11 protein-coding genes, 1 tRNA gene and 1 pseudogene are annotated in these 14,171 nt (G+C 64.8%); 9 read left to right on the top strand and 4 right to left on the bottom strand.

Annotated elements, in window-relative coordinates; all coding sequences use genetic code 11:
* Positions 1-9 precede the first annotated feature (9 nt).
* Together GY40_RS12095 and GY40_RS12090 are read left to right on the top strand one after the other, a co-directional pair.
* Entirely contained in the window at positions 10-1,365 is a 1,356-nt protein-coding gene (locus GY40_RS12095) for an MmgE/PrpD family protein (RefSeq protein WP_038362670.1), read from the top strand.
* Complete coding sequence (locus GY40_RS12090; protein ID WP_197062740.1) at positions 1,362-1,976, top strand: glutathione S-transferase family protein; 615 nt, start codon at positions 1,362-1,364, stop codon at positions 1,974-1,976. Before GY40_RS12095 ends, GY40_RS12090 begins: the two co-directional genes overlap by 4 nt.
* Before the next feature lie 33 nt (positions 1,977-2,009).
* On the opposite strand, the gene GY40_RS12085 is transcribed toward GY40_RS12090, so the two are convergent.
* Positions 2,010-2,696, bottom strand: coding sequence for a GntR family transcriptional regulator (locus tag GY40_RS12085; protein ID WP_038362668.1), 687 nt, complete (start codon positions 2,694-2,696; stop codon positions 2,010-2,012).
* Between the two features lie 229 nt (positions 2,697-2,925).
* Here GY40_RS12085 and metC point away from each other — a divergent pair, with 229 nt between their 5' ends.
* The 5 genes from metC (at position 2,926) to GY40_RS12060 (ending at position 8,409) form a co-directional block, all read left to right on the top strand.
* Positions 2,926-4,152 carry a cystathionine beta-lyase gene (gene metC / locus GY40_RS12080; RefSeq protein ID WP_081925344.1) on the top strand — a complete coding sequence of 409 codons (1,227 nt, stop codon included), beginning with the start codon at positions 2,926-2,928 and terminating at the stop codon, positions 4,150-4,152.
* 99 nt (positions 4,153-4,251) lie between these two features.
* Positions 4,252-5,283, top strand: coding sequence for an amino acid ABC transporter substrate-binding protein (locus tag GY40_RS12075; RefSeq protein WP_038362666.1), 1,032 nt, complete (start codon positions 4,252-4,254; stop codon positions 5,281-5,283).
* A 27-nt stretch (positions 5,284-5,310) separates the two neighbouring features.
* A complete protein-coding gene (locus GY40_RS12070) occupies positions 5,311-6,543 on the top strand; it encodes an amino acid ABC transporter permease (RefSeq protein ID WP_081925343.1) in 1,233 nt (410 codons plus the stop codon).
* 1 nt (position 6,544) lies between these two features.
* Positions 6,545-7,633 carry an amino acid ABC transporter permease gene (locus GY40_RS12065; protein WP_051987893.1) on the top strand — a complete coding sequence of 363 codons (1,089 nt, stop codon included), beginning with the start codon at positions 6,545-6,547 and terminating at the stop codon, positions 7,631-7,633.
* Positions 7,630-8,409: an amino acid ABC transporter ATP-binding protein gene (locus GY40_RS12060; RefSeq protein WP_081925342.1), complete on the top strand. Its 780-nt coding sequence runs from the start codon at positions 7,630-7,632 to the stop codon at positions 8,407-8,409. The genes GY40_RS12065 and GY40_RS12060 overlap by 4 nt, the downstream gene beginning before the upstream one ends.
* Before the next feature lie 155 nt (positions 8,410-8,564).
* Here the strand turns inward: GY40_RS12060 and GY40_RS12055 are convergent, their stop codons facing one another.
* Positions 8,565-9,536 carry an alpha/beta hydrolase gene (locus GY40_RS12055; protein WP_133561071.1) on the bottom strand — a complete coding sequence of 324 codons (972 nt, stop codon included), beginning with the start codon at positions 9,534-9,536 and terminating at the stop codon, positions 8,565-8,567.
* Between the two features lie 620 nt (positions 9,537-10,156).
* On the opposite strand from GY40_RS12055, the gene GY40_RS12050 reads away from it, so the two are divergent.
* Positions 10,157-11,470, top strand: coding sequence for an MFS transporter (locus GY40_RS12050; protein ID WP_038362664.1), 1,314 nt, complete (start codon positions 10,157-10,159; stop codon positions 11,468-11,470).
* Positions 11,471-11,476: 6 nt separating this feature from the next.
* Positions 11,477-12,709, top strand: coding sequence for an anion transporter (locus tag GY40_RS12045; protein ID WP_051987890.1), 1,233 nt, complete (start codon positions 11,477-11,479; stop codon positions 12,707-12,709).
* 496 nt (positions 12,710-13,205) lie between these two features.
* On the opposite strand, the pseudogene GY40_RS27045 reads toward GY40_RS12045, so the two are convergent.
* Both GY40_RS27045 and GY40_RS12040 read right to left on the bottom strand, forming a co-directional pair.
* Positions 13,206-13,475: pseudogene (locus tag GY40_RS27045) on the bottom strand (FCD domain-containing protein); the annotation flags it as partial.
* 470 nt (positions 13,476-13,945) lie between these two features.
* Positions 13,946-14,022: transfer RNA gene (locus GY40_RS12040), tRNA-Met, on the bottom strand.
* Positions 14,023-14,171: the final 149 nt, after the last annotated feature.

The raw sequence follows: 14,171 nt of genomic DNA, 5'->3' as shown, positions 1-14,171 counted from the left end.
GAGGACTCCATGAGCTTCGCATTCGAACTTGCAAGGCGCGCCAGCGCCATAACGCTCGATACGATGCCGCCGGAAGCGGGCCGCGTGGCGGCGCGCGCCTTCGCAGATACGATCGGGACCGCGCTGGCCGGATGCCGGGCAGGCTTTCTTGACGGCATCGAGCGAGCGCTGGAGATTGCCGCCGATGCCGGCCCCGCGACCAAGATCGGCCGCCCCGGGCGCTGCCACCCGCTGCAGGCCGCTGTCATCAACGGTACGGCAGCGCATGCCCTCGACTTCGACGATTGCAGCACCACCATGGGTGGTCACCCTTCGGCGCCGGTCGTGCCCGCGCTGCTTGCCCTCGCGCAGGATCGCGGCTCTTCCGGACGAGCTGTCCTGTCGGCCTATCTCGCAGGCGTCGAGCTGGAATTGCGGCTCGCCAGGGCGGTGATGCCGCATCACTACGAGAAAGGCTGGCATCCGACCGCCACGCTCGGCGTATTCGGCGCCGCCACGGCGAGCGCCCATCTGCTGGGCCTCGATCCGGAGCGCATGGCCACGGCACTGGCGATCGCGGTATCGATGGCAAGCGGCCTCAAGTCCAATTTCGGGACGCCGATCAAGCCCCTCCATGTCGGTCAGGCCGCCTATAACGGGCTGCTCGCTGCAACACTCTCCGAGCAGGGCGTCACGGCCAGCCATTCAGCCTTCGAACACGAATACGGCTTCTTCAACGTGTTGAACGGCGCCGGAACCTTCGATCCGCAGAGGGCGCTTGGCGACTGGCTGACTTCGCCGGACGTTCTCTCGCCCGGCATTGCGATCAAGCAGCACCCCTGCTGCGGCAGCGCACATTCCGCCATCGATGCGGCATTGACCCTGCACCGCCGGCACGGCCCCTTCAGGTCCGGTGAGATCACGGCGATCGAGACCTGGACCCACCGGCGCCGGCTCGCCCACACCGATCGTCCTCGGCCGAAGACCGGGCTCGAAGCGAAGTTCAGCGTCCAATTTTTGACCGCCAAGGCGCTGACGGCCGGCATCGTCCGCCTCGGCGACTTCGACGACAGCACCTTCCTCGACGCCGATACGGCGTCCCTTGCCGCTCTGACTCGGTCCATCGCCCATGACGAGCCGAACGAATATCTCGGCCGCGTCAAGGTCACGCTCGGCGACGGACGCGTCGTCGAGGCCTCGGCCTCGACCGAGCTCGGCCGCGGGCCGCTCAATCCGATGTCGGACGACGAGCTGGAGGCCAAGTTCGTCGATTGCGCCGGCGCGAGCCTGGGCGAGGAGCGCGCTCGCAGCCTGTTCCGCGCCATTCTCGCGCTCGATCAGGCGCCCAGCATCGAAGGCATCATGACCGCGACCCAGCAAGGATGAAGACGATGCTCAAAATCTACGGACGCCGCGATTCATCGAATTGCGCGAAGGCCTTCTGGGCCCTCGACGAGCTCGGGGTGGGCTACGAGCTGATCGCATGCGGCGGGCGGTTCGGCGGCACGGATACGATCGATTACCGCGCGTTCAACCCGCATGGGAAGGTGCCGACCGTCGTCGATGATGGCGCCGTCGTCTGGGAATCGAATGCGGTTCTGCGCTACCTGGGCAATCGCTACGGCAAGGGGGCGATCTGGCCGCCGGACGCGGCAGGACGTGCGAGCGCCGACCAGTGGATGGATTGGGGGGCCACCGCCTTCGTGCCGGCGATGGGCAAGATCCGAACCGCCTTGAAGGCCGAGGACGCGGCGGCGGCGGAAGCGGCTCTCAAGGCGTTGACGGCCCACGCCGCGCTGCTCGACCGACATTTCCAAGCAAACGACTATCTCGCCGGCCCGTCCCTGACACTGGCGGACATCGCCCTGGCGCCCGCTGTCCACCGCTGGTTCCTCGTCCCGCTAGCCCGTCCCGATCTGCCGTCACTGGCGGCCTATCGCGAGCGTCTCGCTGGTCGTGACGGATACAGGCGGCATGTCGCGGAAGCGCTGAGCTGATGAAACCGCGGCATGCGCCGGCATGACCGCCGCTCAACCGCGCGTACCCGTGCTCGCATGGGCGCGCAGCATGATGCTCATGCGATGCTGCTGCGACGAGCGCACCTGAGCCTTGATCAGGCTTTCCGCAGCCAGCCCGTCCCGGCGCAGCAATGCTTCGGTTATCTCGCGGTGCTGCCGATGCAATACGGCCGCACGGCCGTTCTCGCCGATCAGCGTCGGCAGCAGCGACATCGTGACCGAGAGCTGGTTGAGGCTGCGCAGCAGGTAGCGATTATGCGATGACAGGGCCAGCAGATGGCGGAAATTGCGGTTGATCTCGGACATCCGCTGGACGTCATCCAGGGCGCCAGCCTCGGCCTCGACAAGCCCCGCGAACGTAGCAAGCTCGATCTCGCTGGCCGCCTGCGCAGTCAGCCGCGCCGCGGCGCCTTCGAGCACTTCGCGCATGAAGTAGAGCTCGACAATCTGTTGATGGTCGAGATCGGTGACGATCAGGCCGCGGCGCGGCTCGTTGGTCAGCAGGCCATCGGTCTCGAGCCTGGCGATGGCTTCATGCACCGGGGTCCGCGACATGCCCAGGATCGTTGCCAGGCCGATCTCCGTCACGCGCTCGCCGATGGCGAGTTCGCCCTTCTGAATGAGGGCGCGGATGCGCTCATACGCATCAAAGACGAGGTCGCGACCTCCGGTCGACGCCCTTTTCGGCAACTTGGTCATCGTCTGTCTTCGGCTCCGTTATGCCGCACCCCGACCGCAGCCCGATCAGCTTCTTCCTTCCTATGCAAAAGGACGCCGCCTGAACAGGCGACGCACAGCGACAGAAGGAAAGGCCGCGATAAATTTGATTGCACTCTGTAAAATGCAATTGTATGCATTTACATGCCGAATGTCGAGAAGCGCGCGCTTCTGTCCGTGCTCGCATCGGCTCGTCAGGAAAGAGTGACGCATGAGCCTTTCGCCCCCATCCGACATCGCCTCGAGCCAGCCCGCCGCCGCGACGGACGGCCACCGGAACCGCAGGCTCGGCCCGGATACCGTCATCTGCCATGCCGGGCGCGATCCCTCGGCGCATTTCGGCGTCGTCAATCCACCGGTGTTTCATGCCTCCACCATCCTGTTTCCGACGCTGGCGGCGCTCGACGCCAAGGCCGAAGCGAAGGTCCGCTACGGTCGGCGCGGAACGCCGACGACCTTCGCGCTGGAGGATGCGGTCTCGGCGCTGGAAGAGGCGGCCGGCACAGTGCTTACCCCGTCCGGCGCCAATGCCATTTCCACGACGCTGCTCGCCCATCTGGATCCCGGCGATCACGTCTTGATCGCCGACAATGTCTACGGGCCCTGTCGTCACTGCGGTAACGACGTCCTGCGCCGCTTCGGCGTCGAGGTCGAATTCTACGATCCGCTGGTCGGCTCCGGCATCGACAGGCTGATCAAGCCGAACACGCGGCTGATCTGGATGGAGGCGCCTGGATCACTGACGTTCGAGATGACGGACATCACCGCCATCGTGGCCGCGGCCAGGCCGCGAGGCATCGTAACCGTCGTCGACAACACCTGGTCCGGCGGCGTCTTCTTCAAGCCGCTGACGCTGGGCGTCGACATCTCCGTCCAGGCCGGCACGAAATATATTTCAGGTCATTCCGACCTGATGCTCGGCACGATCTCGTGCTCCGAGACGAGCTATGAGCGCGTGAAAGGGTTCGCGCAGCGGCTCGGCATCTGTGTCGGCCCGGACGATGCCTATCTCGCGCAACGAGGTCTGCGCACCATCTCGGTCAGGATGCGGCAGCACCACGCCAACGCGCTCGAACTGGCCAACTGGCTTGCAAATCGGCCCGAAGTGACGCGCGTCATGTATCCGGCCCTCCAGACCGACCCCGGCCACGAACTTTGGAGGACGCATTTCACCGGCGCGTCCGGGCTGTTCGGCTTCGTCATCCGCGAGACGGAACGCCGGCGGCTGGCGGCGATGGTCGACGGTCTGCGCCTGTTCGGCATGGGATCGAGCTGGGGCGGCTATGAAAGCCTGCTGCTTCCCACCGATCCGCGCATCCTGCGTTCAGCCACGACCTGGCGCGAACCCGGCCAGTGTATGCGCGTGCATGTCGGCCTCGAGGACGTTTCCGACCTGATCGACGATCTCGAACGGGGTTTCGAGCGGCTCGCTCGCTGAACGAGGAATCTCGCACGCCTATGCGCAGGGACATGCGGATGGCGGCGTCGCTGGTCGCCGCGCTCCGCAGGGCCGCTTCATAACAAGGGGAGTCAGAATATGCGTTTCGCATTCGGTTTCGCCGGCGCCATCGCCGCCCTTCTCTGCACCGCCATTCTTCCGGCCGAGGCTGGCCAGGGCGACACGCTCAAGGCCATTCGCGAGCGCGGCGAAGTCCTTTGCGGCGCCCATCCGGGCCGCTACGGCTTCGCCGCTCCCGACGACAAGGGGCGCTGGTCCGGCTTCGAGGTCGATCTTTGTCGGGCGCTCGGTGCGGCGATCTTCGGCAGCGGTGAAAAGGTCCGCTTCGTCGCGCTGTCGAGCCAGCAACGATTCCCCGCTATTCAGGCCGGCGAAGTCGACGTGCTGGCGCGCAATACGACGGCGACCTTGACGCGCGATACCGCGCTCGGACTCAACTTCTCGCCGCCGGTCTTCTATACCGGCCTCGGCTTCATGGTCCGCAAGGATGCCGGCGTGAAGACGGTCGAGGATCTGAACGGCGCCACCATCTGCATGGCGCCCGGCAGCACGACCGAACAGGCCGTCGCCAGGCTCTTCACCCAGCATGGGCTCAAATACACGCCGATCGTGATCGAGAACAACAAGGAGCTCGCCAGCGCCTATGTCGCCGGCCGCTGCGATGCACTCGCCAAGGATCGCGACGCGCTGCCGGGCGTACGGATGTACGACGCGCCGCAGCCTGAGGAGCATGTCATCCTCGAAGGGACCTTCTCCAAGGAGCCGCTCGCACTCGCCGTCCGTCACGGTGACGACCAATGGTACGACATCGTGAAATGGGTGATGTACGGCCTGATGGAGGCCGAAGAAAACAAGGTAAGCCAAGCCAATGTCGACGAGATGACGAAGTCCAAGGACCCCTATGTCCAGGACCTTCTCGGCGTCACCGGTGATTACGGCCCCAAGCTCGGGCTCGACAAGAAATGGCTCTACTGGGTCGTCAAGTCCGTAGGCAACTACGGGGACATCTACGAGCGCCACTTCGGCGACAAGACGAAACTGCCGCTGCCGCGCGGACACAACAAGCTCTGGACCGAGGGCGGACTGCTCTACGGGCTCCCGGTCAAGTGACGCGTCCGCGCCGCGGGGTAACAAGACATGACGAGCATTGACCGGAGCCTCGCGGCCAGCGGGCCGACACGGGCCGATATACGCGCCCGGCAGGCCGCAAAACCGCCGCGCCGCAGGCTGAGCTGGGGCGACCCTTTCACACGGGGCTTGATCTATCAGGCCGGCCTCGCAATCTTGCTCGCGCTCGGCATCCATGCGCTCTACAGCAACGTCTCCGAGAACCTCCAGCGGCAGAACATCGCCACCGGCTTCAGCTTCCTGGAGCAGCTGGCGCGGTTCAATATCGGCGAGTCGCCGATCCCCTATAGTGCCAGCGATACCTATGGCCGAGCCTTGCTGGTCGGCGTACTCAACACCCTCCGCGTCGCCGCGGTCGCCATCGTGTTCGCCACTGTGCTCGGCGTCGCCGCGGGCGTGGCCCGGGCCTCGCGCAATGTGGTGATTTCGACGCTCGCCGGCACCTATGTGGAGCTGGCCCGGAACGTGCCGATCATCCTGCATGTCCTGCTGTGGTCTTCGATCATCCGCAACCTGCCGCCGCCGCGGCAGGCGCATGATCTGCTCGGCATCGGCTTCATCAGCAACCGCGGGTTGACAGTACCCTTGCCCGGCTTCGGCACCTCCGGCGGGACGATCATGATCGCTCTCGGCGTCGCCGTGCTTTCCGCATTCGCCGCGGCGCGGTTGGCACGCCGCTATGGCGAGCGCACGGGGCGATATGTCGAACCGATCGTACCGGCGCTGGCCGTGCTTGTCGCGCTGCCGCTTCTGACCTGGCTCGTAACGGGCGCCCAGTTCACGCCCGATATCCCGCAGCGACGTGGTTTCGGCTTCACGGGTGGTTTGACGCTCTCGCCCGAGTTCTTCGCTTTGGCCATCGGCCTGACGATATACACCGGCGCCTTTATCGCCGAGATCGTTCGCGGAGGCATTCAGGCTGTGCCGAAAGGCCAGGTCGAGGCGGCACGCGCGCTCGGTTTGCACCCATTTTCGATCATGACCCGCATCGTCCTGCCGCAGGCGCTGCGCGTGATCGTGCCGCCGCTGTCGAGCCAGTTCCTCAGCCTGACCAAGAACAGCTCGCTGGGCGTCATCATCGGCTATCCCGAACTCGTGAACATCGGCAACACCGTCATGAACCAGACCGGACAGGCGATGGAAATGGTCACGATCATGATGCTGATCTACTTCACCCTGAGCCTGATCACCTCGCTGCTCATGAACTTCTACAACAGCCGCGTTGCGTTGAAGGGGCGCTGAGATGGCCAATACACTTCAGCCGCTGGTGAGCGGCCGCCGCAACGCTCTCGACTGGTGGCTCCGCGAGCGCGTATGGCCTTCGCCGTTCCACATCTTGTTGAGCTTTGCGACCCTGGCTCTGGTGGTACCGATCTGTGTCAAGATCGCGAATTGGGCGATCTTCGATGCCGTGTTCGTCTCCACCGGGCCTGAGAGTTGCCGCGATGCTGTCGGCGCCTGCTGGGCGGTGATCGCGGAAAAGCACCGGGTCATCCTGTTCGGGCTCTACCCATTCGACGAGCAATGGCGCCCGACCCTGGCCGTGGCCATCTACCTGATCACCGTCATCGTCACGCTGACGCCGCGGTTCTGGTCGCTGCGCCTGCTGGTCCCGCTCTGGACGATCGCCGTCTTCGTCATCGGCGCGCTGATGTATGGTGGAATCGGGCCGCTGCGCATCGTGCCGACCACCGAATGGGGCGGCCTCGCCCTGACGATGATCATGTTCTCCGGAACCGTGATCCTCGGCTTCCCGATCGCGGTGCTGCTCGCGCTCGGCCGGCGCTCGCATCTGGCGCTGCTGCGCTCCGTCAGCGTCGTGCTGATCGAAACGCTGCGCGGGGTGCCGCTGATCACGATCCTTTTCGTCGCGGTCAATGTCTTCCCGCTGTTCCTGCCGGCCGGCACGAACGTCGACAAGCTGTTGCGCGTGACCATCGGCATCGCGATCTTCTTCGCCTGCTACCAGGCCGAGACGATCCGCGGAGGCCTGCAGGCCGTGCCGGAGGGGCAATATGAAGCCGCCAAGGCCCTGGGCCTGCGCTATTGGCAGATGACCGGCCGCATCATCCTGCCTCAGGCTCTGCGCATCGCCTTTCCGGCCATCATGAACCATGTCATCGCCGCGATGAAGAATACGTCGTTCGTGATGATCATCGGCCTGTTCGACATCCTGACTGCAACAACGGCAGTCATGCAGGACCCGGTCTGGCGGAAATACTATGTCGAAGCCTACACCTTCGCCGGCTTCGTCTACTTCGCCTTCGGCTTCGCGCTTTCGATCTATGCGCGCCTGATGGAACGCCGGATGAACAAGGGGTATGTCTCGTGAGCGCTCTCGCAAATCATGTGGAAGAGGCACGCCAAGCGCCATCGCTTGCCGTCAGCATCCAGGGGTTGTGCAAATGGTATGGCTCCGTCCAGGTCCTGCATGATGTCGATCTCGAGGTCGCCACCGGCGAGAAGATCGTCATCTGCGGCCCCTCGGGCTCCGGAAAATCCACACTCATCCGCTGCATTAATGGCCTCGAGAGCCATCATGCAGGCCGCATCGTCGCCAATGGCGTCGAGCTTGACGGGCGCACCCGCGGCTTGGAGGCGATCCGCCGCGAAGTCGGCATGGTCTTCCAGAGCTTCAACCTGTTTCCGCATCTGACCATCCTGGAGAATCTGACGATCGCGCCGATGCTGGTGCGCGGCACGCGCCGGCGGGAAGCCGAGGCTCTGGCCATGAACTACCTCGAGCGCGTCCATATTCCCGAGCAGGCACGGAAATTCCCGCTTCAGCTCTCAGGCGGGCAGCAGCAGCGCGTCGCCATCGCGCGGGCGCTGTGCATGCAGCCGAAGATCATGCTGTTCGACGAGCCGACCTCGGCGCTCGATCCCGAGATGATCAAGGAGGTGCTCGACGTCATGCTGGAACTCGCCGACACCGGCATGACGATGCTGGTCGTAACCCACGAGATGGGCTTCGCGCGCACGGTGGCGGACCGCGTCGTTTTCATGGCCGACGGCCGGAAGGTCGAGGAAGGCGCGCCAAATCGCATCTTCGACCACCCGCAAACCGAACGGGCCCATGCATTCTTCAGACAGGTCCTGAAGCATTGAGATGTGTCGACCAGCGCACGCGCTGACGCGTCGCCGCTGGTCGATGCGGGCCGGAACCGGCCTATGGGTTCGGCGGCGCCGCTTTGCGCTTGTCCGGCCGCCCCGAAAGGCGCGGCCGGGAGGCGAAGCCCGGTCGCCGAGCTTACCTTGAGCCCCTATTTGGCAAGGCCCTTCCTGGCCAACCAGTCGTCGATCAGCTGAGCGACCTCCAGATTGTTCTTGTCCATCATCATCATGTGCGAATTGCCTTTGATGCCGACGGAAGGAAGATTCACGACATCGACCGAGCCGCCGGCCGCCTTGATGCGATCGCCGAAATCGGTCGCGGTCTTGCGGATCGTCGGCCAGCGCGAATCCTGCTCGATATAGTCGCCGAACAGCATCAGTACCGGGATGTCCTTCAGAACATCGGCCTTGGCCGGGTCGCCGATACCCGCAGGCTCGACCGCGACAAGCGCCTTGACCTTGTCGGGGCGGGCCTGCGCGACCTTAAAGCCGAACTGCCCCGCCTGGCTGTGGAAGGCGATCACGCAGGGGCAGACCTTGTCGACCTCGGCGATATAGGCATCGATGATCATCTGGTCGGTGCTGGTCCAGCGCGGCACGATCTGTTTGACGAAATTGTCGTAGCCCTCGGCCGGAAACTGGCTGCCCGGCAGGTATTTGCGCTTGGCGGGGTCGGGGTTGAAGCCGCCCGCCGGCTCCCCGATGCGGAAGCGCTCGAACGGGTTCGCGGTCGTGAGGAAGAGCGGCTCTCCGGGGATGACGTCCGGATACATCGCCCAACTCGAACGCCCACGCTCCACCGCGTCCGAGTTGTAGACCGACCACCCCTTGCGCAGGAAAAACTCGAGCCAGCCCTCCCGGCCATCGGGCGTCGTCTCGAAATTCACGCCGGTCATGCCCCCGCCATGCCAGAGTAGCAGAGGCACCTTGCCCCGCTCCTTCTGCGGCAGAAAATACTGAACATACATCTGGCCGGTCTGATAGGTGCCGTTCGGATCGACCTTGGCCGGTGTGCCACCAGGCGTGAAGACGACTTCCTTGACCTGGCGTCCTGAAATTTCGACGAGTTTTCCGCCGACATGGAACGAACCCATCGCCCGTAGGGCGAGCGGTTCCTGCATGGTTTGCGCGTGAGCCGCTCCCCCCAATCCCAAACCGAGCCCAAATGCAGCCGTCACGAACTTACGAAACATGAAACCTCCCTGCTCAAGCCTTTATGGCAGACATCGCCGATCGGTTTTCCCAATCGGACGACGAGCATGGGGGGTGTCGGTGTTGAGCAGAAATGCAAATACCGAAGCGATTGATCCTCGATACGGATCGCTCGCAAGAGTGCAACCGGATACAGCATCGATCGCACGGTCTGTGCCGGCGCCTCCGGCCGGCCGGAACATCGGCAAAAGCAGAGCTTGCTTTTTTGACACTGGTCGAGCTCGGTTTGCCGATCTTCAATCGAGCCGATCAAGCAGCTTGAAAACGCCCGCGGCTTTGGCGCAAAGCCTGTCTTCCACGCAAATCTCGAGGCTGCGCGGATCGCGCGTCCGATCCGCTCGCGCAGCGAGACCAGGAGTTCACGGAATCGAGCGACCTCGGTCAGATTGGTCGGTGGCCGATGGCCGGGGATGACCGTTTCCACATCGTGTGGGAGCGCCGTCGAAAGACTTCCTCGCCATGACCCCGTCCGGCGCATGCCGGACGGTCTCTTCGCCCCTATCCCCATCTCCTGCCGCGAGACGCTCCGATGCCCACGCAAAGCCAGTCCGGCACCTCAGCGAAATCGGGCGAACGCTCGCCGTCCCGGCAGGCCCTGCGCGGGCTCGACGCTCTGAACCTCTTCCTCGCCGACGTGCGCGACGGGTTGGGGCCCTATCTCGCGATCTATCTGATCGCCGTGCGCGGCCCGGAGCAGGGCTGGAACGAGGCGACCGTCGGTCTCGTCATGACCATCGCGGGCATCGTCGGCCTGCTCGCCCAGACCCCGGCCGGAGCGTTGATCGACAACGGTCGCCACAAGCCGGCGATCGTCATCGCCTCCGCGATCGCGGTCACGCTGTCGTGCCTGGCGCTTCCCTTCATCAGCAATTTCTACCTGGTCGTCGGCACGCAATCGGTCGCCGCGATCGCGGGCGCGATCTTCCCGCCGGCGCTGGCTGCGATCACGCTCGGCCTCGTCGGGCCGAAGCTGTTCTCCAAGCGCATCGGCCGCAACGAGGCCTTCAACCATCTCGGCAATGCGGCCTCGGCCGCGATCGCAGGCGCGACCGCCTATTTCTTCGGGCCGATCGTGGTGTTCTGGCTCATGGCCGTGCTCGCGGTCCTCAGCATCGGCGCCATGCTGATGGTGCCGGAGAAGGAGATCGACGACGATCTCGCCCGCGGTCTCGACGAAGCCGTCGACGACGAGAAGCCCTCTGGCCTCAAGGCCCTGCTGCAGAACCGCCATCTCATGCTGTTCGCGCTGCTCTGCGCCATCTTCCACCTCTCCAATGCCGCGATGCTCACCTCCGTCGGCCAATTGCTCACCCGCGTTGCCGGCAAGGAACAGGCGACCTCGCTGATCGCCATCTGCATCGTCGCGGCGCAATGCGTCATGGTGCCGATGGCGATCATGGTCGGCGCCAAGGTCGATGACTGGGGCCGCAAGCCGATCTTCCTCGTCGCCTTCGGCGTGCTGGCGCTGCGCGGCGCGCTCTATGTCGTCTCGGACAACCCGTTCTGGCTTGTCGCCGTGCAGGCGCTCGACGGCGTCGGCGCCGGCATCTTCGGCGCGCTGTTTCCCATCGTGGTGGCGGACCTGACGCGCGGCACCGGCCGCTTCAACGTCTCGCAAGGGGCTGTCGCGACGGTCCAGGGCGTCGGGGCCTCGCTCTCCGCTTCGCTGGCGGGGGTGATCATCGTCACCGCCGGCTATTCCACCGCCTTCGTCACGCTCGCGGCCATCGCGGCCTGCGGCCTCGTCCTCTATCTCGTTGCCATGCCGGAGACGCGCGGCTATGAGCCGCCGACCGACCACGGCGCCCGTCCGGTGCCGGCGGCGCGAGAGAGAATGGCCTGATCTCACATGACCGGCTGGGGCCTCAACGCGACACAGATCCTCGCGATCGCGATCTTCCTCGTGACCTATGTCGCCATTGCGATCGGCCGGATGCCCGGCTTGCGGGTCGACCGGGCGGGAGCGGCGCTGATCGGCGCCGCGCTCATGGTCGGCTGCGGCGTGCTCTCGCTCGAGGACGCCTATCGGGCGATCGACCTCGACACCATCACGCTGCTGCTCGGCATGATGATCGTCGTCGCCAATCTGCGGCTCTCGGGCTTCTTCCGCATGGTGACCGGCTGGGCCGCCGGCCGGGCGCGGCATCCGGTGCTGCTGCTTGCGGTCGTGGTGATGACGACCGGCGTGCTCTCCGCCTTCCTCGTCAACGATGCGATCTGCCTGGTGATGGCGCCGATCGTCATCACGCTGAGCCGCGCGCTCGACCGCAATCCGGTGCCCTATCTCATCGCGGTGGCGCTCGCCTCGAATGTCGGCTCGACGGCGACGATCACCGGCAACCCCCAGAACATGATCATCGGCAATCTCTCGGGCATCTCCTACGGCGCCTTCACCGGCGCGCTGCTGCCGGTCGCGGCGCTGGGGCTGCTGGTGACGATCCTGTTCGTGCTCCTGCTCAATCCGCGTGAGTACATGACGCGGCAGGCGCTGCGCAGCGTCACCGTTCCCGCTCACTATCACGGCTGGCTCGCGGCGAAGGCGGCGCTGGTGTCCGTGGCGATGATCGTTCTGTTCTTCCTCGGCCAGGCGGTGGCGAAAGTGGCGATCTGCGTCGCGGCGCTCTTGCTGCTCACCCGCAGGATCGAACCGCGCAAGGTCTATGCCGAGATCGACGGGCCGCTCCTGCTGATGTTCGCCGGGCTCTTCGTCGTGGTGCGGGGGCTCGAGCACGCCGTATTGACGCCCGACCTGCTGGCGCAGGCCGCCCGCCTCGACCTCGGCAACACCGCGATCCTGACCGGCGTGACGGCGATCCTGTCCAACCTCGTCAGCAACGTCCCGGCGGTTCTCGTGCTGAAGCCCTTCATCGAGCATCTGCACGATCCCCAGCGCGCCTGGCTCGTCGTGGCGATGGCCTCGACGCTCGCCGGCAATTTCACGCTGCTGGGCTCCGTCGCCAACCTGATCGTCGCCGAGCGTGCCGCCAAGGACGGCATCACCATCGATTTCTGGACCTATTTCAGGATCGGCGCGCCGCTCACCCTCGCGACACTGGCGATCGGCGTTTTCGTTCTCTCGTAGCCTCAATCAACGGTTTCATCTTACATGGGGCATCGAAAATTTCAGATTGAGCAACGGCGCAGTCACATCGGGGCGTCCAATCCAGTCTGCGAAATCGCGATAAGAGTCCTGCCACTGGACTACCCGTAGGGACGGACGAGACGTCAGCAGCACGGCAGATCCAGCAGGCGCGGACAAAACGAATTCTGCGGAGCTGTCCAGCATGCGGTCAATCGCATGAGGGCTCTCACGCGATGCGTGGCGTGGCTGATCGAGCAGGTTGCAGAAACCCTGCCTGAGGTGCTGCGATTCTGTATTGAGCTGATGAGGCGAGCAGCCGGAACCGAGTTACGGTTCCCACCATTCCGTTGCGATCTTTGAGACAGCGCCACGGACCCGAGCGCGATGCGTCAAGGGCCGACGTCGAAGCTTCTGCCCTGAGCCGGACATTCGTGATCGATTGGAATGAGCGCGCTTCTCGGCTGGCCGTGGACGCTGCGGCTTGCTCCACGCCACTTTAAGAGCGCGCCGAAAAGCGCTCCAGCTCCGCAGTCAGGTTATGGCTTTCGCCCTGAGCCTCATCGAGCACGAGCCGGCTCTCGAGATCGTCGAGATGCTCGCTCATCTGAGCGATCTCACCTGTCGTGTCCCCGCGAGCCACCGCTTCGATGATCTGACGATGATGATCGGCGCCGCACTGATCGCCGTTCTTTCGTCGGTATAGGGCATCGACCAGCGAAATGCGGGCGAGAACTTTCTCCAGCAGTTCAAGCAGCACGGGATTTCCGCTGAGCCTGGCCCGCTACGTCGGCGCCTATCGGCTCAGCACTGAGCGCGCACGGATGTTTCCGATGTGGCAGGCGGCGCTGGCCCATGCGCTGCTTCTCGACCATGACGGCCTCAACGATCGGCAGATGGCGGGGCTCGATCGATGGCGCGAACCTTCGCGCTGTTGCTCGCCGACGCCCCTATCGGCACCCGCCGACCTTCTGCGAAGCGCGGCGAGCCTCTACGCGAACAGGAGCGGCCCAGTCGGGAGCTCTAAACCATGCCCGCCGCGCGGCCTGAGGCGGGCGGGAGCGGTGTGGGTGCTGATCGCGGCGATCGTGCTGACGCCGGGGGCGGGAGCGGGGCGAGATGTTTGCGACGCTGCACGGGGAGCTCGGCACGATCCTCGCTTGGACCTGGCAGCAAGCGGTTGGCAGGCTGCTAGAACGACAAAACCCGCCGCTGGAGCGACGGGTTTGTCAGTATCGTTGGTTGCGGGGGCCAGATTTGAACTGACGACCTTCAGGTTATGAGCCTGACGAGCTACCGGGCTGCTCCACCCCGCGTCAATGATTTGGCCTTTGGCGTCCTGGATGGGCGATGCGGCCTGTCCTGGGACGGTTTGGGCTTTAAACGGTAACGCGGCGGCGACAAGTGTCGACCGCCGCGTTATGCGATTTATCGATTGTGATGAGGGATATCCTTGACAGGCCCG

The organism is Allobosea sp. UNC402CLCol (assembly GCF_000745475.1).
Taxonomy (GTDB): domain Bacteria; phylum Pseudomonadota; class Alphaproteobacteria; order Rhizobiales; family Beijerinckiaceae; genus Allobosea; species Allobosea spartocytisi.
The sequence above is the reverse complement of the archived record's forward strand: the minus strand, read 5'-3'. Positions and strand labels throughout refer to the sequence as shown.

Bases quoted from the DNA above. Each gene is read 5' to 3' on its own strand.
- GY40_RS12095 (WP_038362670.1), top strand. From the start codon at position 10: ATGAGCTTCGCATTCGAACTTGCAAGGCGCGCCAGCGCCATAACGCTC.
- GY40_RS12090 (WP_197062740.1), top strand. From the start codon at position 1,362: ATGAAGACGATGCTCAAAATCTACGGACGCCGCGATTCATCGAATTGC.
- GY40_RS12085 (WP_038362668.1), bottom strand. From the start codon at position 2,696: ATGACCAAGTTGCCGAAAAGGGCGTCGACCGGAGGTCGCGACCTCGTC.
- metC (WP_081925344.1), top strand. From the start codon at position 2,926: ATGAGCCTTTCGCCCCCATCCGACATCGCCTCGAGCCAGCCCGCCGCC.
- GY40_RS12075 (WP_038362666.1), top strand. From the start codon at position 4,252: ATGCGTTTCGCATTCGGTTTCGCCGGCGCCATCGCCGCCCTTCTCTGC.
- GY40_RS12070 (WP_081925343.1), top strand. From the start codon at position 5,311: ATGACGAGCATTGACCGGAGCCTCGCGGCCAGCGGGCCGACACGGGCC.
- GY40_RS12065 (WP_051987893.1), top strand. From the start codon at position 6,545: ATGGCCAATACACTTCAGCCGCTGGTGAGCGGCCGCCGCAACGCTCTC.
- GY40_RS12055 (WP_133561071.1), bottom strand. From the start codon at position 9,536: ATGCAGGAACCGCTCGCCCTACGGGCGATGGGTTCGTTCCATGTCGGC.
- GY40_RS12050 (WP_038362664.1), top strand. From the start codon at position 10,157: ATGCCCACGCAAAGCCAGTCCGGCACCTCAGCGAAATCGGGCGAACGC.
- GY40_RS12045 (WP_051987890.1), top strand. From the start codon at position 11,477: ATGACCGGCTGGGGCCTCAACGCGACACAGATCCTCGCGATCGCGATC.